We start from the raw sequence: 22,090 nt of genomic DNA on the forward strand, positions 1-22,090 counted from the left end.
GAGTTGTGATGCTGGAACTGTTGAAACACTGGCGCATGGTGCTGACCTTCGCACTGCTGTACCTGTCTCAGGGCATTTGCTTCGGCATTGCGATGGACGCCTTGCCGACCCTGCTGCGCCATGACGGCGCTGCACTCCATGCGCTGGCCTTCCTGCCGTTGGTGGGCTTGCCGTGGGTGATCAAATTCATCTGGGCGCCCCAGGTGGATAACCACTGGAGCCCGCGACTGGGACGGCGGCGCAGCTGGATCATACCGATGCAGGTGCTGGTCTTGCTGTGCATCGTCACCCTGGCGAGCATCGGCCTGAGCGTGGCCACCGCAGGCGTGGCCGTGGGCCTGTTGATTGTCGCCTCGCTGGCCAGCGCCACGCAGGACATCGCCACCGACGGCATGGCCGCCGAGTACTTCACCGACAACATGCTGGCGCGGATCAACGCCATTCAAGTCGGCGGCACCATGGTCGGCTTTTTCGTTGGCGGCGCCGGCACCTTGTTGCTCAGCGGGGCTTTGGGGCAAACCACGGCGTTCAGCCTGCTGGCACTGGTGCCGTTACTGAGCCTGGTGTGCGTCGGCTGGCTGCACGTGGCCCCCGCCAAAGACACACAACCGGACGTGGCGCGTGCTTCGCTGTGGCGGTTTATCAAGCGGCCAAAGGCGCTGGCGTTGGTGCTGCTGGCGCTGTTGTCAGCGATGACTTCGGTGTCCGGTTTCGGCTTGTCCAAACTGTTCTTGAATGACGCCGGCTGGTCGTTGCAGGCCATCGGCCAACTGGGCATGAGCGGCGGCATGGTCACCGTCGTCCTCGGCTGTGGCGGCGGCGCCTGGCTGATCCGTGTGCTTGGGCTGTGGCCGACGTTCATGCTGGCGGTTGGCATGGCCGGTGTGGCTGCGTTGACCTGGCTGTTGCAAGCCACCGGCATGCTCGCCACGCAAACCGGGCTGATCTGGCTGGCGGTAGGCCTGGGCTCGTTTGCCACCGGTGCGACCTCGGTGGTGATCATGACCGCCTCCATGGCCTTCGCCGCCCAAAGCGATCAGGCGGGGACAGACATGACGGCCGTGCAAAGCACGCGGGATTTGGGCGAGATGCTGTCCTCGACCTTGCTGGTTGGCTTGACCGCGCAGGCGGGGTATAGCGGCGGGTTTCTTGCGGGAATGGTCATGGCCGTGCTGGCGCTGCTGGTGGCGTTGAACCTGTCGCGCCAGGGCAGGCGGGAGAGCGTTGCAGGTTGAGGCGCCAGGTTGAGCGTCTTTTCTCCTCTGACGGCCATCTCGACCCGTTCAAGGAGGGCGTGGACATTGCCCTGCGCATTGGTGACGGCCACGCCTGGCCGCACACGGTGGAGCATCGGCTGCTGACGCGTGAGTGGCACGTGTTTTGTGCATCGCCGGCGTACCTGGCTCGCCATGGCACGCCGTTGTCCGACCGCGACCTGGAGCAGCACCAGTGCATTGCCTATGGCTTTGCGGATGGCCACGAATGCGCGATTGGCTGACACAAGATTGATCCTGATCAGGTGACCTGCCTGGCAGCGCCTCTAACCTTATGCTTCCATCAAAGGCCAGGGAGGGCTCAATTGAGTGCCTCGGGTCGCGTATCCTCAAGGAAGAGTCAGCTATGCGGTCATTGAAGATCCTGTTGTTATCGTCGGCGTTCAACGGTTTGACCCAACGCGCCTGGCTGGACTTGCGTCAGGCGGGTCACGCGCCCAGCGTGGTGCTGTTCACCGATGCCGCCACGGTGTGCGAGCAGGTTGAGGCGTCAGGCGCCGATGTGGTGATCTGCCCGTTTCTGAAGGACCGTGTGCCACAGCAGCTATGGAGCAACCCGGAACGCCCGGTCGTGATCATCCATCCGGGGATCGTCGGCGACCGCGGCGCCAGTGCGCTGGACTGGGCCATCACCCGGCAGGTCAGCCGCTGGGGCGTGACCGCCCTGCAGGCGGTGGAGGAAATGGACGCAGGGCCGATCTGGTCGACGCGTGAATTCGACATGCCGGCCGACGTGCGCAAATCCGAGCTGTACAACGGGCTGGTGAGTGACGCAGCCATCGATTGCATCCGCGACGTGGTGGCAAAATTCGCCCGGGGCTTCGTCCCGGCACCGCTTGATTACACGCAGCCCAACGTCATCGGGCGATTGCGGCCCAACATGACCCAGGCTGACCGCAGCTTCAGTTGGTTCGATTGCGCACGCTTCATCAAACGCAACATCGACGCCGCCGATGGCCAGCCCGGTGTGTTGGCAAGCATCAGGGGCGGGCAGTATTACGTGTACGACGCGCACCTGGACTCACGCCACGGCACGCCGGGCGACATTCTGGCAGTACAGGATGACGCGGTGCTGGTGGCGGCCGGCGATCACAGCCTGTGGATCGGCTCGCTCAAACGCAAAGCCCAGCCCGGTGAGGAAACCTTCAAGTTGCCAGCCCGTCACGTGCTGGCCGAAAAACTCGCAGGCATTCCCGTGCTGGACAGCACCCTCGCCAGCCAAACGTGGAATGAACAGGCCTATCAACCGATTCGCTACCGAGAGTCAGGGCCTGTCGGCGAACTGACGTTTGAGTTCTACAACGGCGCCATGAGCACCGAGCAATGCCAGCGTCTGGTGGCTGCACTGCGTTGGGCCAAGGCGCGAGACACCCAGGTGCTGTTGATCAAGGGCGGGCGTGGCAGCTTTTCCAACGGCGTGCACCTCAATGTGATTCAGGCCGCCACGGTGCCTGGGCTGCAAGCCTGGGCCAACATCCAGGCCATCGACGATGTTTGCAAGGAGCTGCTCACGGCCCGGCAGCTGGTGGTCAGCGGCCTGACCGGCAGTGCCGGAGCCGGTGGCGTGATGCTGGCGCTGGCGGCCGACATCGTTTTCGCCCGTGAGGGCGTGGTCCTCAACCCACATTACAAAACCATGGGTTTGTATGGCTCCGAGTACTGGACCTACAGCCTGCCACGTGCCGTCGGCAGCGAAGTGGCGCAGCGGCTCACGCAAGAATGCCTGCCGATCAGTGCCGACCAGGCCCGGCACTACGGCATGGTTCAGGCCATTGGCCCACGGTGCCCACAGGCATTTGGCCTATGGCTCATGCAACAGGCCACCCGCGCGCTCGACGATGAGCACTATGTGCTGGCGCGCGCACGCAAGGCAACGATGGACCTGGATCAGGTGGAACACTGTCGCGAACACGAACTGGCACAGATGCAGAAAGATATGGTGCACAACCGCCAGCAGTTCGCCGAGAAGTGCCGCAACTTCGTGTTCAAACGCAAGACCTGCCAGACCCCGCAACGCCTGATAGCGCCATGGGCAGTGGCGCGCAAGGTGGCGTTGGTTGGTTGAGGGGGTTGCAGACGGCGATCAGAGGCTGTCGGGATCGCCAAAAAACATCTGAATCCGCGAGCGCAACCAGCGCTCTCCCGGATCGTTGTCCTGCGAGCCACGCCAGGCCATGTGCAATTCGAACGAGCGTACGGGCAACGGCGGGTCTTCTGCGCGCAAACCGCCCGCTGAGGTCAGTGCCTCGGCGGCGTAGTCCGGCACGGTGGCCAGGATATCGGTGCCGGCCAGCAATGTGCCCAGGCCGTTGAACTGCGGCACGGCTAGGACCACGTGGCGTTTGCGGTCGAGTTTTTCCAGCTCTTCATCAATAAACCCGCTCAGGTCGCCGGCGAATGACACCAGGGCGTGGGGGCGGGCGCAAAAGTCATCCAGGCTCAGCGAGCCGGGCACGCTGTCGGCGCGCAGCAGTTTCGGCAGGCTGCGGCGCAGGACCTTGCGCTTGGCATTGGCCGGCAGGTCGGCGGTGTAGCTTACGCCGATGGAAATTTCGCCGGAGGCCAGCAGACCCGGCATCAGGATGTAATTGACCCGGCGCACCACCAGCACGATGCCCGGCGCCTCGGCGCGCAGGCGTTTGAGCAACTGGGGGAGCAGGGCGAATTCGACATCGTCCGACAAACCGATGCGGAACACGGCCGTGCTGGTGGCCGGGTCGAACTCGGCGGCGCGGCTCACGGCGGTGGAAATCGAGTCCAGGGCCGGGGAGAGCAGGGCGAAAATCTCTACAGCGCGGGCGGACGGCTCCATGCTGCGCCCGGTGCGCACAAACAGCGGGTCATCGAACAGTCCACGCAGGCGCGACAACGCCGCACTGATGGCCGGCTGGCCAAGGAACAACTTCTCGGCGGCACGGGTCACACTGCGCTCATGCATCAAGGTTTCGAATACGATCAAGAGGTTAAGGTCGACACGACGCAGGTCGTTACGGTTCATCTTGTGTCCTGGAAGAGTCAGCGAGCTTGACGAGAGCGGCCACATGTAAACAATGACCGGCATGAATCTTACGGGGAAAGGCTGGTACTCTGCACCGGCTAATTGAGTTTTCCTACAAGATCTGGGGTCCATTCCTCAGTTGCGGAATCAATGGCAGGCATGTCGACTATTAACGGCGACCGGTGGTCTTACCTGGAAAGCCCAGATAGAGTTCATGGCATTAGAGGTTACTTTGACGAGGTTTGCGATGTCCCGCACGATCCGTTTTCACAAGTTTGGTCCGGCCGAGGTGCTCAAGTGCGAAGAGCATGTAGCCGCGCTGCCCGCACCGGGCGAAGTGCAGGTGCGTGTCGACGCGATTGGCATCAGCTGGTATGACATTTTGTGGCGCCAGAACCTGGCGTCTTCCCATGCACGTCTGCCGTCCGGCCTTGGCCACGAGATGGCCGGGGTGGTTGTAGCCCTCGGCGACGGCGTGGATGACTTGGCGGTGGGCGATAAAGTGGCCAGTTTTCCGGCCGAGAGCCCCAATGATTACCCGGTGTATGGCGAACAGATCGTCCTGCCCCGTTCGGCCTTGACCCGTTATCCGGACGTGTTGAGCCCGATTGAAGCCAGCGTGCACTACACGCCGCTGCTGATTGCCTATTTTGCCTATGTAGACCTGGCGCGGGTCAAGCCCGGCCAGTTTGCACTGGTGACCGACGCCAGCCACTGCGCCGGCCCCTCGTTCGTACAACTGGGCAAAGCCCTGGGTGTGCGGGTGATTGCCGCGACCAAAGACAGCGCGGAGCGTGAGTACCTGCTGTCCCTCGGGGCAGAAAAGGTGATTGTCACCGAAGAACAGGACTTGCTCATGCAGGTCAACAAGTTCACCGACAACCGCGGCGTTGACGTGGTGTTCGATGGCTTGGGCGGCCCGCAGATGTCGTTGCTCGGTGACGTGCTGGCACCGCGTGGCAGCCTGGTGCTGTATGGCCTGCAAGGCGGCAACCAGACACCGTTTCCGGCGTGCGCAGCGTTTCAGAAGAACATTCAGTTCTTTGTGCATTGCATCGGCAACTTCACCGGCAAGCCGGAGCTGGGCATCATTCAGGACCAGGTGGCCTTGCAGCGTGCGCTGCGTGATATCAACCAACTGACGGCCGACCGCGTACTGGTGCCGTTGAAAACGACGGTGTTTCCATTCAATCAGTTCGTGGAAGCGCACCGCTATATGGACGAATGCCCGTGTCGCGAACGCGTTGCGTTGCAGGTTGAAGCTGTTTGAGGTGTAGGAATATTCGCAAATGAGTCATCCGAGCCCTGGGCGCATGAGACAAATGCGCCATTTAGCAGGGCTTAACCCGCGCGTTGGATGAAACGCGCGAGCGTCTGTCGGTCCTGTAAACGATACCTTTGCCCCTGCCGCCGCCCTGATTTTCAGCGCGGCGTCTTTGTGTGCACGCTATTTACGCGGCAACGGATAATTATCTGAACTGGTTTTCGACCGGCTTCTGTATCTGTTAATCATTATTCCAGTCCTGATAATTGAGTCTTCACGTTCAACTCAAGGACTGAGTAATGATTGATACTCTGATACCCCAGCAGGCAGTGCCTGCAACTACCCACGATAATGCAGCAACTGCCTGGACCCGAGGATGCGGGTACTTTCCAGGCGAACCTCAATCGATAAACCAGCGGAGGTCAAAGTTAGAAGATTTTTATGTGTCAGATTCATCTTCTAGTTCAAGGATAAATGAGTGTAGGGGGCCGTCGGAGCATTCCTAGGATTGCCGCATTGACGGCCTGGACGCCTCACGCACGGCCTGTTGGCGCAATGGATGCTCCAACGGTGCGCCGGTGCATATTCCATGTCGGTTAATTGCAGAGTGCTAGTGTTTATTTATCGCGAACACGGTAGCGCGGGCACCCCTTCTTACAGATGCAATAGACCGGGCAGTGCGTCTCGGTAGTTGCTTGAAACTGATATTTCAACTCAGGTAGTAGAGCTATGAGCGCTATTCACGAACAAGCTATGAATTATGTTTACCAGCAAGTACTGCAACGGCTCATCGGGCACTTCAATCGTGCAGAACGCACTGCACTTCAATTGTTGATACAGCGGATTGTCGTTGCCGCTGGCGGTATGGAGCAGGTGGGCGATTACAAGGTGCTGGTGGCCCATGGCGGCGGTGAAGTGAGCAGCTACACCCTGGCGCTTTTGCGTGCCGCGCAATTGAGCATTGCCGGCCGCGCCCCCAGGACGTTCCAGCTGCGGGTGGCCACCTTGCGTCACAGCGGCATGACCCAAGGCACGCTCGACACGCTTCACCGCGGCTACAGCCAGTTGTTTTTTCACGACGACCCACGGGTTGAACTGTTGATGGTGGAAAACCACCAGGTGCTGCCTTTCAACCACCAGCGCCCGGCCTCCGCTACTGGGCGCGAGGTCAGCCAGCGCAACATGCTGATGATGGGGCATCTGTCCTCCGGTGACGTTCGCGCAACACTGTGCAACGAGACCTATCTGGCCCTGGGCGACTTCTACCAGCGCGTCACCGCCTGGGACGGTGGCGTGCATGCATTGGTCAGCGGCGATTGCGCGCGCAAGCAGGGCCAGTTGCTCGCCTGGCTGAAAAAGACCGCCCAGGCCGCGGGCGTTCAGGTTCCTGCGGGCAGGCCCGCGACGCTCAATGGGCTGTTCGCGCGCATGGATCAGTGGAGTGACGACATTTATCGCGACTTGTACGGTGAGCACTATGTGGCGAAGAGCGACACCAGCCCGGGTGGCCACCGCCACCTCGCGTACATCGGTATCGCCGACCTGCTGGATGGCATTGACCGCGGTTGCGCGCCGTTGCTCACCGAGTTCATGGCCTATAACCCGGACCCATTGGGCTTTCATCTGAGTCATCCGACCTTTGCCAACCCAATGTTGATGGCGCACCTGCGCGGCCTGCAGGCCGAGAGCCTGAGGGCGCTGGATTACGAAGCGGGCGTCGAAGGGTTCATGCTGCAGGCAGCGAATTACCTGCGTCGTCGGCAGGTGTGCGAGGCATTGATCACCCAAACGGTCAGCCGCGAAGGACGCGCCGTGTCGGCCCAGCACGCCCAGCGGTTTTTTGGCCTGGATGAGGGCCAGTTGATCTGTCTGCTGTTTTCGCCCTTTATCCACCACGGTGAGCGGCTGGAAGGTTATTTGCGCCAGTGCCACTCGGGCATGCTGGTGGCGCTGCCGGAACTGCACAAAGTGCTGCAGGGCAAGCCCGCTGCCGAGATGTTGCAGCAATGGGTAACCGACGCCAGCGGGCTGCCGCTGCCGTTGCTCCAGCATCTGTACCGCAAGCGGCCAATGCCGGGCGGCCCTGGCAGTACCGCTCGCGGTTGTCGTCAGGAACGGTCGACGCCCACTGCCGACATGGCCTTGCAGCTGTCCGGGCGATGACCCTGCGTGGCGTGCGGCAGGCGGATTTCGCCTATCAGGCGGTGTATCGCTACATGATCAACCTGATTGACGAGGTCAGCAGCGATAGCCGGGTGAAGCTGCCGTCTCTACGCCAGTTATCCCAACGCCTGAACGTGTCCATCTCCACCATCCAGTACGCTTACTCGCTGCTGGAGAAAGAGGGAAGGGTGTACTCAGTGGCCAAGTCAGGCTATTACGCCTGGCCGCTTGCCGGCAGTGCCTCGACGTGGCCAAGCGGGGATTTGCTCGAGCGCCTCTACGTGGCCGCGCGACGCCCGGGCATGGTCGTGCTCAGTGGCGATGAGCCTGCCTTGTTGGCGTCGCTGGACAGCACGCTGTTGCGCCTGGAGCGGGAGCTGGTGCGCCAGTACCCGCACCACTTGCAGCCCTGGTCACAGCCATGTGGGGTATGGGAGCTGCGCGCGGCGCTGGCGGCGCGTTACACGTCGTCGCCGACGCGCTGCTGGCACGCCGACGACGTGTATATCGGTGCCGACCTGCGCGGGGTGCTTGATATCCTCATCGAGGTGCTTGGCCTGCCCGGTTCTACGGTGATTATCGAGTCGCCCTGCGACTGGCTGATCCTGCGCCTGCTGCAGGATGCCGGCATCCGCCTGCTCGAATTGCCCTGGGCGCACGACGGTAGCCTCGACCTGGTGTCGCTTGAAGGCCTGCTGCGCGACGAGCGCGTGAGCCTGGTGCTGCTGTCATCGACGGTCAGCCAGCCTTCCGGCGTGGCGATGGCCCTGCGCGATCGCCTCAAGGTGGCGCAATTGCTCGACCAGCATGGGTGCTGGCTGTTGGAGAACGATACGTGCGGGGAATTGAGTTTCAAACCACCCCACACGGCCTTGCGCGATCTGGTGAACCCGGAGCGGCTGATGGTGTTTTCCGCCTTCGAGAAAATTCTCGGCCCAGAAGCGCCTTACGGCTACGTGCTGTCCCGGCACATGAGCAGCCAATTGCAGCGCCAGTTTCTGCTGCGCTCGTTCCGGTTGTCGTCAATTCGCCAACGCGCGATTGCCCGCCTGTATCAGAGCGGGCAGATTGATCAGCACCTGCGCACCCTGCGGCAGTTGCTGCGCGAGCAAGCCGGGGCAATGAGCCAGCTGCTCGAGCAGCATTTGGGCGATCAAGTGACTTATCGGATGCCCGCCGGCGGCGCGACCTTCTGGTTGGGTTCGACCCAGGCAGTGGATATGCGCCAGGTGTTCCAGTATTTGCTGGCCCGGCAGGTGGTGGTGGCGCCCGGCGAGTTGTTCAGTGTCGGCGGCCTGCACCATCAGCACATGCGTTTGAGCCATACCTTTCATGGGCAGCCCAACCTGGAAGTTGCGCTGGCGGCACTGGCTGATGCCCTGCGGCAGGCACAAACAGGCTAGATGCGTGAAATTTCTCTGAGTTTTGTAGGATCGATACCGTCGCGTAGTAGTCCAACTCTCAGTAAACTGTCGTTTTTTCCAAATCCTTCTTTTCGAGGTTCATGCATGACTATCAGTCCTTTTGCGGGCAAGCCGGCGCCAGCTCAGTTGCTGGTGGATATCCCGCGACTGGTCACGGCCTACTACACAGGCCAGCCTGATGCAGCGATCTCCACCCAGCGCGTGGCTTTTGGCACCTCCGGCCACCGCGGCAGCTCGTTTGAGCTGAGCTTCAACGAGTGGCACGTGCTCGCCATCAGCCAGGCCATCTGCCTGTATCGCGAAGCCCAAGGTATCAATGGTCCTTTGTTCGTCGGCCTGGATACTCATGCGCTGTCGACACCGGCCGGTGCCAGTGCGCTGGAAGTCCTGGCGGCCAATGGCGTGCACGTGATGCTGGCCGAGGGCGATGAATACACGCCGACCCCGGCAATTTCCCACGCCATCATCTGCTACAACCGCGGCCGCACCACGGGCCTGGCCGACGGCATCGTGATCACGCCGTCGCACAACCCGCCGCAAAGCGGCGGCTACAAGTACAACCCGCCCAATGGCGGCCCAGCCGATACTCACGTCACCAAGTGGATCGAAGCCAAGGCCAACGAACTGCTGGCCAACAAACTCGCCGGGGTCAAGCGCATCACCCACGCCCAGGCGCTCAAGGCCGATACCACGCACCGCCACGATTACCTCAACAGCTACGTGGCCGACCTGGTCAACGTGATCGACATGGACGCCATCCGCAGCGCCGATTTGCGCCTGGGCGTCGATCCGCTGGGCGGCGCAGGGGTGCGCTACTGGTCGGCGATTGCCGAGCACTACCGCTTGAACCTGGACGTGGTGAACACTGAAGTCGATTCCACCTTCCGTTTCATGAGCGTCGACTGGGACGGCCAGATCCGTATGGACCCGTCCTCCAGCTATGCGATGCAAGGCTTGATCGGCCTCAAGGAGCGGTTCGACGTGGCCTTCGCCTGCGACCCGGACCACGATCGCCACGGCATCGTCACGCCGTCCGGCGGCCTGCTGGCGCCGAACAATTATCTGGCCGTCTCTATCGATTACCTGTTCCAGAACCGCCCGGACTGGCGCGCCGATGCCGCCGTGGGCAAGACCGTGGTCAGCAGTGGCTTGATCGACCGCGTGGCCGCGCGTATTGGCCGTCGTCTGTACGAAGTGCCCGTTGGCTTCAAATGGTTTGCCGATGGCCTGTTTGAAGGCTCCCTGGGTTTCGGCGGCGAAGAGAGCGCCGGTGCCTCGTTCCTGCGCAAGGACGGCACGGTGTGGAGTACCGACAAGGATGGCTTGATTCCGGCCCTGCTGGCGGCGGAAATGACCTCGCGCAAAGGCCAGGACCCAAGCCAGATCTACCGTGGCCTGACCGACGCACTGGGCGAGCCTTTCGCGATCCGCGTCGACGCCAAGGCCACCCCGGCGCAGAAAGCCTTGCTGGGCAAGCTGTCGCCGGAACAGGTCACGTCCACGCAATTGGCCGGGGAAAGCATCCAACAGATCCTCAGCCATGCGCCGGGCAACAACCAGGCGATTGGCGGTTTGAAGGTGATGACCGAAAACGGCTGGTTTGCCGCGCGCCCATCGGGCACCGAGGACATCTACAAGATCTACGCCGAGAGCTTTGTGGGCGAGGATCACCTCAAGCAACTGGTGGAAGAAGCGCAGGTGCTGGTCGACGGCGCAATCAGCCAGTAATCACGCCATACCCGATGTGGGAGGGGTTGTTCCCTCCCACATCTTCAGGTTAACGAACGTCACTTCAAGCCAGATCGACCAGCACGATCTCGCTGTCCTCAATCGCCGTCACCCGCAACAGTTGCTCATCCTCAACCGCCACGCCGTCTCGAGCTTGCGCACGCAAGCCATTGACTTCAATCACGCCCGTCGCCGGCACCAGGTACGCGCGGCGCCCGCTGTCCAGCCGATACTCCGCACTTTCGCCCGCTTTCAGGTTGGCCGCCACCAGGCGTGCATCAGCGCGGATGCGCAGGCTTTCGCTGTCACCGGCCTTGCCGCTGGCCAGGGTCACAAAGCCCTCGCGATCCCCTTGAGGAAAGGGCTTGGCGCCCCACGAAGGCGGCAAGCCGGCCTCGTTTGGAATAATCCAGATCTGGAAAATCTTGGTCGGCGTGGCCTCCAGGTTGTATTCGCTGTGGGCGATCCCGGTGCCGGCACTCATCACCTGCACATCGCCGGCCTCGGTACGGCCCTTGTTGCCCAGGTTGTCGGCATGGCTGATGGCGCCTTCGCGCACGTAGGTGATGATTTCCATGTCGCGGTGCGGGTGCTGCGGGAAACCCGTGCCCGGCGCGATAATGTCGTCGTTCCATACCCGCAGGTTGCCCCAGTGCATGCGCTTGGGGTCGTGGTATTGGGCGAATGAAAAATGGTGATGGGCGTCAAGCCAGCCATGATGGGCGCCGCCCAGCGTGTTGAAAGGTCGAAGTTCGAGCATGAGGGTCTCCTGATGATGGAGGCCATGATCCGCCAGTGCATGATCGATAAAAAGCGTAAAAATTGCCGTATTCTCATCCAATTATTCGATTGGTTACAGGCGTTTCAACTTTCACTTCATCGCCTAACTGCATGACGTCAAAGCAATTGGCTGGAACTGAGCGCCGATTCCGGCGACCATGGCGCCTTCGCCAAAACCAACCTCATCGCTGGAGTCCGCGTGCCGCAACAAACGCCTGATTTGCCCCCTGAGCTTCGACCTCTGGCAGAAATGCCGCTGCTGAAACGGCTGGCCGCCCGCTTGTTTGGCCACGGCCTGACGCGTTTACGTGCGCAGCATCGGTTTTCCTGGCTGCACGGCCAGGCTGACGGGTTTCGCAGCGGGCACGAAGCCGGTGTGGAATATGGCTATCGCGAAGGCAAGGCTGACGGAATAGAAGAGGGCCGTCAGGTATTGCTGATCCGTGACTTCCGTCCCGATGAGCACAAGGCGCCAGGTGTGGATGACAGCCTGTTCGACGACTGGCGGCTGCCGCTCAGCGCCGACGTGAAGAGGCGCATGAAGGCGGATGTGGCGCGTTTACTGCCGGCCCATGCACAGCCGAGCAGCGCGCAATGGAAAATGATCTTCAGCGACACGCCTTCGACGTCGGTGATCGCCGGTGCCGGTGCTGGTAAGTCCACCTCCCTGGTGCTGCGGATCCTGTTGCTCACCCATTATCTGGGCTTTGAACTGAGCTCGATGACCGTGGTGACGTTTACCCGCGAGTCGCGCAAGGACTTCATCAACAAGCTCATGGAAATTCTCAGCCTGTGGGGCCAACCCCTTGGCAGTAAAGAAGCCCAGGCCGTGGTGCGTACCTTCCACTCACGCATCCTGCCGATGGTACGCAGCTTGCCTGGCTTTGAACGGCTGCAGGCGTTCGAGAACCTCAGCAGTGGTGTCGAGGACGCGGACAGCAACCCATTCGACCTGCGCATCGGCGATGCCCAACGCCACCAGATGAATGCCTGCTACCACCGGCTGCACGGCCGGCACGAGCGTTTCCGTGAGCTGATTGCACCCTTGGCCCGTCATGGCCTGCAGCTCAAAGAACTGGAGCGCGACCATCCGGATGTGCAAAAGCGTATCGCCGTGACCGAGTTGGCCGCCAAGCGTGATGAAGAACTTTGCGATGTCATCGAAGACCTGTGGTTTCGTGCGGGCGCCTGGCCGATCAAGGGCATTGAGCCGAGCCGTCAGACCTTTGAGATCAATGGCGCGCAGTTTCATTGTCATGGCTATATTCCGCAGCTGGACGCCTGGGTGATGCTGGGCTTCGATTCACGCGAAAACGCTCAGATCAGTCGGCCGAATTCGAAGCTTTCGGTGCGCGCCGAGTGGGCAGTAAAGCGCACTCTGTTTCAAGCTTTCTGTCGTAAGCCTATGATTTGGCTAGATAGTTACGAATCTTCAAAGCGGCTATTAAGCAGTTTGGCCGGCGATGCTACTGCAGGGCCGGGCTTCGATTACAAGGTCAAAGGCGAACTCGCCTCGGCGCCACTGCTGGACAGCTTTGTGATGGCTGCCGGGTTCATTGAGAACCTCGGCCTGGACGTGCCGACTGCCGTGGGCCAGATGAGCTTTGCCAAGGACGATCCCGACCGGTTGTTTTTTGAAGCCCTGAGCATCTTCTGGAAAGCCCTGGAAGATCACCTGCTCGATCAATCGCCGCCGATCATGACCTACAACCGGATGTTTTCACTGTTCGGCGAAAATACCCCGGAAAATCTCAAGCTGCTCAGCGATCCGTTGCTACGGCCGATGTCGCACTTGATGATCGACGAGTTTCAGGACGTGTCACCGCAGATCGTGTCGTGGATTCGCGCCAGCCTGCGGGAGATCCGCGCTCGCGGCCCGGCGATGCACGTGGGCCGCGGCGCACAGCGTTCATCCTTGCTGTGTGTGGGCGATGACTGGCAGTCGATTTATGGCTGGCGCGGCAGTTCGCCCCAATACTTCATGGCGTTCAACACCGAATTCCCGTCGCCGAGCACCACCCGCGTGATGCTGAGTGAGAACTACCGCAGCCACCAGCACATCATCGACGCCGCCGAGCATATTGTGCGCGCCGCCCCGGCAATCCCCGGCAAAAAAGCCAAGGCCAGTGGCGAGCCCAAGGCGTTGGTACCCGTGACGGTGCTTGAGCGCGACGACGCTGCGTTGGCTCGCCAGTTGCTGACGCACTACCAAAGAGGCGAATCGGTGTTAATGCTTTATCGAAAAAGTAGCGATAAGTTATTGATTCAGGAACATATTAAGTCCGTAGTTAATGCTGATTCTAGCTTGCCGTTACCGGACCGCAGGCTGAGACAGCTGACTTATCACAGCGCCAAAGGGCTACAGGCCGATGCGGTATTTCTGCTGGGTGATTGTCAGCATGTGACCAGCTCGCCCTACAAGAATCAGGTCTACCGCATGGCTGGCCTGGGCAAGGACGGTGACAGCGAGCCGTATGACGCTGCCCAAAAAGACGAAGTGCTGCGCCTGGCCTATGTCGGTATCACCCGAGCGGTAAGCCATTGCTATTGGTACGTGGAAAAACCGGAGGGCCAGGGCGTGAATGTGCCCAGGGCTTCGGAACGGGTAGATGGCAAGAAAGCGTTTTTTGACGATCACCGTGGCCAGTGAGTGCAACGTGATGTGGGAAGGCGCCAGCCGTTCCCACATGAGCTATACGTCGCCTGATAACCTGAGGTCAGGCCCGCAAGGACAGCGGCGGCACAAAACACTCCAGCTCAGCTTCGACGGCTTCGATGATGCGCTCTACATCGGCGGCATTCATCACGGTGGCACAGGGAATGCCGGCAATCGCGATCAACGTTTCGCCGCTGCTGCGATCAAACAGGCGGGCGACCATGCTGCCGGGGGCGTCCATGCTGCCCTCAAACCCCATCGGATGAAAATGCCAGCGCATCAGCTGGCAAGCGTTGGGAAATGTCACTTTATTCATGTTGCCCACCTTCTTCATTGAGCGCTTCCTTTAGCTCGCGGCAGGGGCCATGACCGTCACTGGTCAGGGCATCGAAGAAGTTCAAAATAGCACCCGTTCGCAAGCGCAAGGTGACTTTTTTAGGCCCGTTGGGCAGTTCTTTTTCAATACCTTGATGTGGGTCATCTCCTACTACAAACTAGGCAAAAGGCCATTATTCAGAAGCGCCAATTGACCATTGAAGGCTGCCCTGAAATTCGGCACTCTCCAGGGTTTACCCGCAACAGAGCCGCCCATGCCGCAGACCGCTCCGGACGATGATTGCCAACACACCCAAGCCACGGGCGATCTGGTGCTGCGTCACCACCTGTGCTGGCGCCATCGCGATCTGGATGGCGTGATGTCCTATTACCATCCGGACATCCAGTACCACGACTTCTTCCAGAACCGCGTCATCGGCTACGCCGAACTGCGTGACTACCTGCAAGCCAGCATGCCGCGTGGCGCCGATGAAGCCATTGAGCACACCGACCGCATTCGTGCCGACGGCGACACCGCGTTCATCCAGTACCGCATCACCTTGCGGGGGGGCCAGGGCCTGGTGTCGTTTCGCACCAGCGAGGCCATCACTGTGCGTGACGGGCTGATCTGGCGGGTCAACGAATACGCGTCACTGGTGCACGAACTGCCAACCCGGGCCATGCGCCCCACGGTCAGCCGCCTGGGTTTGTCGCCCCAGCAATTGGGGCACATGGCCAATGACCTGCAACACTATTTCGAACTCAAGCAGCCCTATCTGGATCCGGAACTGGACCTGCAACGGGTTGCCAAGGAATGCGGCTACAGTCGCAATCAGATTTCCTACCTGTTGAATCAGGTGCTGGGGCAGAGCTTCTACCGCTACGTCAACCAGGCCCGGCTTCAACACTTGCTGGCCGCGCTGGATAACGCCGTACCGCCGATAAAAGTCGATGACCTGGCGTTCGCCGCCGGTTTCAATTCACTGTCGGCGTTCTACAGTGCCTTTCGCCAGCACACCGGCCAGTCGCCCAAGGCCTACGTCAAACAAATTTCTCTGCGTGCACGCGCGCAAGACAGCCCGTAACACCGCGCTCTAGGATCCAGCCTATCGAAACGAGGTAGGGGAGCTTGGCATGCCGGCATGGCGCAATATCAGTTTATGGATGGACCAGCTGGACGACCCGCTGCGGGCGCGGCCGGCCTTGGAGCATGACCTGGACGTCAACGTGGCCATCATCGGTGCCGGCTACACAGGCCTGTGGACGGCCTATTACCTGAAACGCCAGGCACCCGAGCTAAAAATTGCAATTATTGAAGCCCAAACCGCAGGTTTTGGCGCCTCTGGCCGCAACGGCGGCTGGCTGATGGGCAATTTGCTCGGCGAAGATCGCCTGCTCGCCGGGCTTGACCCGCAACAACGCCGCGCCTCCTTTGACCTGCTGCAGGGCATCCCCGATGAAGTGGCACGGGTGCTGGCCCGTGAGGGCATCGACTGCGACTACCGCAAGGGCGGCGCGCTGTACTGCGCCGCGCGCTACCCCGAGCAGGAAGGCAGCCTGCGCCGCTACCTCGAAAAACTCTACGCCCAAGGCCTGACAGCAGACGATTACCGCTGGCTGAGCCCGCAACAGCTGGCCGAACAGATCCGTATCGCCAAACCCTATGGCGGCATCTACGCGCCGCATGTGGCGACGATCAACCCGGCCAAACTGGTGCGTGGCCTGGCGCGCGTCGTGGAGAGCATGGGCGTCACCCTCTACGAAAACAGCCCGGTCACCCATTGGCAGTCCGGCAGCCTGCGCACCGCCAAGGCGGGAGTGCGGGCCGCTTGGGTGGTGCCGGCGGTGGAGGGCTATGCCACCACGCTGCCGCCGCTGGGTCGCTATCAGTTGCCGGTACAGAGCCTGATTGTCGCCACCGAGCCGCTGCCCGCCAGCACCTGGGATGAAATCGGCTTGAGCCACGGCCAGGCATTCGGCGAAAGCAGCCGCCAGGTCACTTACGGCCAGCGTTCGGCCGACAACCGCTTGGTGTTCGGCGCGCGGGGCGGCTATCAGTTCGCCGGTAAATTGCGCCACAACTTCGACCTGACCGACAGCGAAGTAGAACTGCGTCGCTACCTGTTTGGCGAACTTTTCCCACAGCTGAAGAAGGTTCGGATTACCCACTCGTGGGGCGGCAACCTCGGCATGTCACGTAACTTCCGACCGCACATGCTGTGTGACCACAAGACCGGCATCGCGCTGTCCGGTGGTTACGGCGGGGAGGGCGTAGGCGCCAGCAACCTGGGTGGCCGCACCCTGGCTGACTTGATCCTGGGCCTCGATACGCCGCTGACCACCCAGCCCTGGGTGATTCGCGAACGTGGCCTGGACGCGCTCAAGGCCTGGGAGCCCGAGCCGTGCCGCTGGCTGGGCTACAACGCGATCATTCGCAGTTTCGTCCATGAAGACCAGGTATTGGCCAACCCCAATACCGCGCCTTGGCGCCGCAAGTTGGCGACCGGCGTGGCCGGGTTCATGGAAGGCTTCATGCACTAAGACGTTTCACTCACACGGGAAAACCCATGAGCATCACTCACTTCAAAGACACGCTGAATGCCCACTTGCCGGACTCGTCACCGGTGGCCGTGCCCTTGGGCGAGCCCGTCGCCGTGGCCTCGACCTTAAGTGTGGAGCGCAACGACGGCGTCGAAACCGGCATCTGGGCGTGCACGCCAGGGCGCTGGCGTCGGCAGATCAAATCCCAGGAGTTTTGCCACTTTATCCAGGGCCGCTGCACCTTCACGCCCGATAACGGTGAAGTCGTCCACATACAAGCCGGTGATGCACTGATGTTGCCGGCCAACAGCACCGGAGTCTGGGATATCCAGGAAACCGTGCGCAAGACCTATGTATTGATTCTGTAACGCTTTGATCCTTGATCGCCTGCCATAAAAACAGCCCTAAAACCGCCAGGAAATCGAACCATGAAAGCCATTGCCCTGTTGCCCTTGATGTTGGTGGCCACTATCAGCCAGGCCGCCGAGACGGTGAAGATCTACAACTGGTCGGACTACATCGCGCCGGACACCACCAAGCACTTCCAGCAAGAAACCGGCTTCGGTTTCACTTACGACGTGTACGACAGCAACGAAACTCTCGACGGCAAGTTGATGACCGGCAAATCCGGGTATGACGTGGTGTTTCCGTCCAACCACTTCATGGCCCGGCAAATCCAGGGCGGCGCCCTCAAAAAGCTCGACAAGAGCCAGTTGCCGAACTGGAAAAACCTCAACCCGGTGCTGCTCAAGGCCCTGGAAAACAACGATCCGGGCAACCAGCACGGCTTCCCGTACCTGTGGGGCAGCACGGGCATCGGCTACAACATCGACAAGGTCAAGGCCGTGCTGGGCGACAACGCCCCGGTGGATTCCTGGGACCTGATCTTCAAGCCGGAGAATATGGCCAAGCTGCAAAAATGCGGCGTGGCGATCCTCGACAACGGCCCGGAACTGCTGCCGGCGGCGCTTAACTACCTGGGCCTGCCACACCACAGCAAAAAGCCCGAGGACTACAAGAAAGCTGAAGACCTGCTGATGAAAGTGCGGCCGTACGTGGCGTATTTCCACTCATCGAAGTACACCGCTGACCTGGCCAATGGCGACATCTGCGTGGCCGTCGGCTTCTCCGGCGACATCCTGCAGGCCGAAAGCCGTGCCAAGGAAGCCAAGAACGGCGTGAACATCGGCTACAACATTCCCAAGGAAGGCGCCGCCATCTGGTTCGACATGGTCGCCATGCCGGCCGACGCGCCTGACGAAAAGGCCGGCTATGCGTTCATGAACTACCTGCTGCGCCCGGAAGTGATGGCCAGCATCACCAACTACGTGCACTACGCCAACGGCAACGCCGCCGCCGACAGCCTGGTGGACCCGGCAATCAAAGCCGACACCAAGGTGTACCCGAGCCCGGAAATGATGGGCAAGCTGTTTGCACTCGAAGCCATGCCGCTGAACATCGACCGGGTTCGTACGCGGGTGTGGAACACCATTCGTACCGGGCGATAGGCTTAGCTGCTGTGGCGAGGGGTTGTTGTGAGAAGCGGGCTCCCTGTCGAGCGGTCCCGTTGTGGCGAGCGGGCTTACTGTGGCGAGCGGGCTTGCCCCGCGTTGGGCTGCGAAGCGGCCCCAAAACCTGCCGCTGAGGACTGCCTGATACCCTGCATTCATTCCAACTGGGGCCGCTTCGCGCCCCAACGCGGGGCAAGCCCGCTCGCCACAGCAAGCCCGCTCGCCACAGCAAGCCCGCTCGCCACAACAAGCCTGCCCACCACAGTAACCCCGCTCACCACAGTAACCCTGCCAGCCACAACAACCCGGCTCATCACAACCGCGCATGCAGTCAGGGGTGTTCCAAATCGTGCCCCAGCGACTGGATAAACAGCGAAAACAGCTCCGGCTGTGACGAGATATCCAGCTTCGCGTACAGGTGTCGCCGGTGCACCTTCACGGTGTCCGGCGAGATCTTCAGGCGTTCGGCCATGGCCTTGGACGAGAACCCGCGCAGCACCAGGCGCGCCACTTCCAGCTCCCGCTCCGAGAGCACACCACTGCCGAAATGGCTCAGCGCATCCCGGATCTGGCTGTCCATCGCCGGCGCGCGTTGGGTACTTTGCTGCCAATGCTGGTGCATCAACGGCAACACCCAGGCTGCCAGCATCGTCATCAACCCGGTTTCCTCAACGCTGAACCGCCGCTGCATGCCCAGCGATAACGACAAGGTCCCCGTACCCGGCATTTGCAGGATGAACTGCACCTCGTCCTCGAGCACGTTGTCGTGGAAGTAGTTGAGGAAGTATTCACTCTGGCGGAAATGATCCGGCGCGACTTCCTCCAGACGATACACACCACTGGCATAACCCTCGCGGCAGGCCTGGTAAAACGGGTCGAGCAAGTACAGGCCATTGAGGTACACCAGCATCGACGCCGGTTTACTGCTGGGCTGGGCGTCGTATTCTTCCAGGGCCTGGGGCGGGCCGTCGGCAGGATAGAAAATCGCCAGCGCGTTATCGAACGGCAGGCATTGGTGCAGCAACAGCACCAGCTGCTTCCAGAACCGCTCGGTGCCGATATGCGCGACGGTGCGGCCCAGGCCTGCGTGCATGCCGACCTCTCTGAACAGGCTCATCTCACAGGCTCCCACCCTCAAAATATCGGCCAAGGGTTCGGCTTTTAGCGCGTACCGTCAAGGGGAGTACGCCAATAGGGGAATTGGCCTGCCTACACGCAGCGTTTACTTTCTCGACCATCCAGTGGGAAACATATCCCGCAAACGCCAGACCTTTCGTTTCTGCCTCACATCAAAAACAACGACAGAGGATAACGATATGAGTGCTTCCCCCGCGCCAGACGGCGTGCTCAAACCCACGCTGAGCGTGTTCGATGTGGTCGCCATCACCGTTTCTGCGGTGACGCCGGCCAGTTCCGTGTTTGTGATTGCCCCGTTTGCCATCCAGCAAGCGGGCAGTGGTGTGTTCCTGGCGTTTGTGATGGCCGGCTTGCTCGCCTTGATGTTCGCCTTCTGCTACGCGGAGCTGGGCCGCGCGCACAACAGTGCCGGTGGCGAATACGTCTACGCCAAGCGGGTGTTTGGCGGCATGGCCGGCTACGCGACCTTCCTGACCGTGCTGGTGATGCTGCTGTTTATCCCACCGGTGTTGGCCACTGGCGCGGCGACCTACCTGAACAATGCCCTGGGCACGCAGTTCGATTCGCAAACCGTCGCCCTGGTCATCGTGGTGTGCAGCTACGCGCTGGGCATCCTCAATATCAAGCTCAACGCCTGGATCACCGGCACCTGCCTGCTGCTGGAAATCGCCGCGTTGCTGGTGATTGTGTGCATCGGCTTCGGCAACCCGGTGCAGCCGGCCAGCGTGTTGTTCCAGCCGCAAATCGTCGAAAACGGCGCGCTGCACCTGGCGCCGTGGGGCTTGGTGATCGGCGCGGTCGGTATCGGCTTGTTTTCGTACAACGGTTACGGCCCCGCCGTGTTGTTGGCTGAAGACATGAAGTGTGGCGGCAAAGGCGTGCACAAGGCGGTGCTGTGGTCACTGGGGCTGGTGGTGGTGATCATCATCGGCTTGCTCGCGCTGTCGGTCATTTTTTATTGCATCAGTGGCCGGTTGAGTCCGGCGTATCAAAAATTGTAAGGAGTGGGTATGCGTGCACGTCAATTGGGCATTACGTTGGGGCTGGGCATGCCCGGCGAATTGAATGCCATCACCGATGTGCCGGGCGTTCGGGTCGGCCACAGTACGCTCAAGGCGTGTATCGACGGCAAACAAGTGCGTACCGGTGTCACCGTGATCCAGCCGCGCGAAGGCGAGGCGCGGCACCAGCCGTGCTTCGCCGGGTATCACGTACTCAACGGCAATGGCGATGCCACCGGCCTTGAATGGATCAGCGAAGCGGGATTGCTGACCACGCCCGTGGCCATCACCAACACTCACAGCATCGGCGTGGTGCGTGACACCTTGATCGCCCTGGAGCGTGAGCGCCTGGCGGACCCGGCGGTGTATTGGTGCATGCCGGTGGTGATGGAAACCTACGACGGGCTGCTCAATGACATCTGGGGCCAGCACGTCAAGCCCGAGCATGTGCGCGAGGCGCTGGATAGCGCCCAAGGCGGCGCGGTGCAGGAAGGCGCAGTGGGCGGCGGCACCGGGATGATCTGCCATGAGTTCAAGGGCGGCATCGGCACCGCGTCACGGCGCTTGCCGGCTGAGGAGGGCGGCTGGACCGTCGGCGTGCTGGTGCAGGCCAACCACGGCAAGCGTCAGGAACTGCGGGTCGACGGTTACCCGGTGGGCCGCCACTTGATGGGCATTGCTTCGCCGTTTGCCGCGCGTGGCACGCCGGGCATGGGCTCGATTGTGGTGATCATCGCCACCGACGCGCCCTTGCTGCCGCACCAATGCCAGCGCCTGGCGCAACGCGCCTCGATTGGTATTGCGCGCACCGGCGGTGGCACCGAGGATTCCAGTGGCGACCTGTTCCTGGCATTCGCCACCGGCAACCACGAGCTGCCACCGGCCGATTACGGGCGCAAGAACCTGCCACTGAGCAGCGCTTTGCAGATGCTCAACAACGACCATATTTCGCCGTTGTTCAGCGCAGCGGCGGAGGCGGTGGAGGAGGCGATCATCAACGCCATGCTGGCCGGCGAGGACATGACCACCGAGGACGGCGTCAGGGTGCCCGGCCTGGCGGATGAGACCTTATTGACCGCACTAAACAAGTGCGGTTGGAGCGTGTCCCCGTAATAGGGGACAACTCTAATTAATTATCTAAGTAGTGGCTCTTTAATGTCGCCAATGACACCGTGACAATATATTGGATCCATTATTCAAGTGCGCCGCTCAAGTTGAGCGGCTTTACTGCTATTTAATATTTAAATACCACTCGGGCCGGCGCTTTTGCGCAAACGCAGTTGTCCCCAATAAACACT

General features: G+C 61.2%; 17 protein-coding genes and 1 pseudogene. 14 read left to right on the forward strand and 4 right to left on the reverse strand.

The genetic code is table 11. The features are described 5' to 3' along the window. Positions 1-8: 8 nt before the first annotated feature. The 3 genes from ABWL43_RS13705 (at position 9) to ABWL43_RS13715 (ending at position 3,339) form a co-directional block, all read left to right on the forward strand. The gene (locus ABWL43_RS13705) at positions 9-1,235 is read left to right on the forward strand and encodes a RhtX/FptX family siderophore transporter (RefSeq protein ID WP_404488165.1); all 1,227 of its coding nucleotides are present in this window, start codon (positions 9-11) and stop codon (positions 1,233-1,235) included. Beyond that, positions 1,232-1,498, forward strand: a complete 267-nt coding sequence (locus tag ABWL43_RS13710; protein ID WP_404488166.1) for a LysR substrate-binding domain-containing protein — start codon at positions 1,232-1,234, stop codon at positions 1,496-1,498. The genes ABWL43_RS13705 and ABWL43_RS13710 overlap by 4 nt, the downstream gene beginning before the upstream one ends. 122 nt (positions 1,499-1,620) lie before the next feature. After that, a complete protein-coding gene (locus ABWL43_RS13715) occupies positions 1,621-3,339 on the forward strand; it encodes a hydrogenase maturation protein (protein WP_404488167.1) in 1,719 nt (572 codons plus the stop codon). A gap of 18 nt (positions 3,340-3,357) precedes the next feature. Here the strand turns inward: ABWL43_RS13715 and ABWL43_RS13720 are convergent, their stop codons facing one another. Beyond that, entirely contained in the window at positions 3,358-4,272 is a 915-nt protein-coding gene (locus tag ABWL43_RS13720; protein WP_028616088.1) for a LysR substrate-binding domain-containing protein, read from the reverse strand. A 247-nt stretch (positions 4,273-4,519) separates the two neighbouring features. Between ABWL43_RS13720 and ABWL43_RS13725 the strand changes: the two genes are divergently transcribed. The 4 genes from ABWL43_RS13725 (at position 4,520) to pgm (ending at position 10,851) form a co-directional block, all read left to right on the forward strand. Then, entirely contained in the window at positions 4,520-5,542 is a 1,023-nt protein-coding gene (locus ABWL43_RS13725) for a zinc-dependent alcohol dehydrogenase family protein (RefSeq protein WP_106578091.1), read from the forward strand. Positions 5,543-6,265: 723 nt separating this feature from the next. Further along, a complete protein-coding gene (locus ABWL43_RS13730; RefSeq protein ID WP_369302228.1) occupies positions 6,266-7,699 on the forward strand; it encodes a hypothetical protein in 1,434 nt (477 codons plus the stop codon). Beyond that, positions 7,696-9,102, forward strand: a complete 1,407-nt coding sequence (locus tag ABWL43_RS13735) for a PLP-dependent aminotransferase family protein (protein ID WP_404488169.1) — start codon at positions 7,696-7,698, stop codon at positions 9,100-9,102. The genes ABWL43_RS13730 and ABWL43_RS13735 overlap by 4 nt, the downstream gene beginning before the upstream one ends. 105 nt (positions 9,103-9,207) lie before the next feature. After that, positions 9,208-10,851, forward strand: a complete 1,644-nt coding sequence (gene pgm, locus ABWL43_RS13740; RefSeq protein ID WP_106578094.1) for a phosphoglucomutase (alpha-D-glucose-1,6-bisphosphate-dependent) — start codon at positions 9,208-9,210, stop codon at positions 10,849-10,851. 64 nt (positions 10,852-10,915) lie between these two features. Here pgm and ABWL43_RS13745 read toward each other — a convergent pair whose 3' ends face one another. Continuing rightward, the gene (locus ABWL43_RS13745; RefSeq protein WP_369302226.1) at positions 10,916-11,611 is read right to left on the reverse strand and encodes a pirin family protein; all 696 of its coding nucleotides are present in this window, start codon (positions 11,609-11,611) and stop codon (positions 10,916-10,918) included. Positions 11,612-11,830: 219 nt separating this feature from the next. Between ABWL43_RS13745 and ABWL43_RS13750 the strand changes: the two genes are divergently transcribed. Next, positions 11,831-14,281 carry a UvrD-helicase domain-containing protein gene (locus tag ABWL43_RS13750; RefSeq protein WP_404488172.1) on the forward strand — a complete coding sequence of 817 codons (2,451 nt, stop codon included), beginning with the start codon at positions 11,831-11,833 and terminating at the stop codon, positions 14,279-14,281. Between the two features lie 67 nt (positions 14,282-14,348). Here the strand turns inward: ABWL43_RS13750 and ABWL43_RS13755 are convergent, their stop codons facing one another. Further along, entirely contained in the window at positions 14,349-14,621 is a 273-nt protein-coding gene (locus tag ABWL43_RS13755; RefSeq protein ID WP_145160542.1) for a DUF1652 domain-containing protein, read from the reverse strand. A 256-nt stretch (positions 14,622-14,877) separates the two neighbouring features. Between ABWL43_RS13755 and ABWL43_RS13760 the strand changes: the two genes are divergently transcribed. The 4 genes from ABWL43_RS13760 to ABWL43_RS13775 are packed head-to-tail and all read left to right on the forward strand — an operon-like array spanning position 14,878 to position 18,651. Continuing rightward, positions 14,878-15,687: a helix-turn-helix domain-containing protein gene (locus ABWL43_RS13760; RefSeq protein WP_404488175.1), complete on the forward strand. Its 810-nt coding sequence runs from the start codon at positions 14,878-14,880 to the stop codon at positions 15,685-15,687. A gap of 49 nt (positions 15,688-15,736) precedes the next feature. Next, positions 15,737-17,143, forward strand: a complete 1,407-nt coding sequence (locus ABWL43_RS13765) for an NAD(P)/FAD-dependent oxidoreductase (RefSeq protein WP_404488177.1) — start codon at positions 15,737-15,739, stop codon at positions 17,141-17,143. Between the two features lie 26 nt (positions 17,144-17,169). Then, positions 17,170-17,511, forward strand: a complete 342-nt coding sequence (locus ABWL43_RS13770) for a cupin domain-containing protein (RefSeq protein ID WP_404488178.1) — start codon at positions 17,170-17,172, stop codon at positions 17,509-17,511. 60 nt (positions 17,512-17,571) lie between these two features. Beyond that, positions 17,572-18,651 (forward strand): polyamine ABC transporter substrate-binding protein, encoded by a 1,080-nt coding sequence (locus ABWL43_RS13775; RefSeq protein ID WP_404488180.1) that lies wholly within the window; start codon positions 17,572-17,574, stop codon positions 18,649-18,651. A gap of 334 nt (positions 18,652-18,985) precedes the next feature. Here the strand turns inward: ABWL43_RS13775 and ABWL43_RS13780 are convergent, their stop codons facing one another. Next, positions 18,986-19,771: a response regulator transcription factor gene (locus ABWL43_RS13780; RefSeq protein WP_404488182.1), complete on the reverse strand. Its 786-nt coding sequence runs from the start codon at positions 19,769-19,771 to the stop codon at positions 18,986-18,988. Positions 19,772-19,970: 199 nt separating this feature from the next. On the opposite strand from ABWL43_RS13780, the pseudogene ABWL43_RS13785 reads away from it, so the two are divergent. Continuing rightward, a pseudogene (locus ABWL43_RS13785) lies at positions 19,971-20,771 on the forward strand (APC family permease); the annotation flags it as partial. 30 nt (positions 20,772-20,801) lie between these two features. Then, on the forward strand, positions 20,802-21,905 hold the full coding sequence (locus ABWL43_RS13790) for a P1 family peptidase (RefSeq protein ID WP_262206716.1): 1,104 nt from the start codon (positions 20,802-20,804) through the stop codon (positions 21,903-21,905). Positions 21,906-22,090 lie beyond the last annotated feature (185 nt).

The organism is Pseudomonas sp. HT11, from assembly GCF_044875395.1.
Lineage (GTDB): Bacteria > Pseudomonadota > Gammaproteobacteria > Pseudomonadales > Pseudomonadaceae > Aquipseudomonas.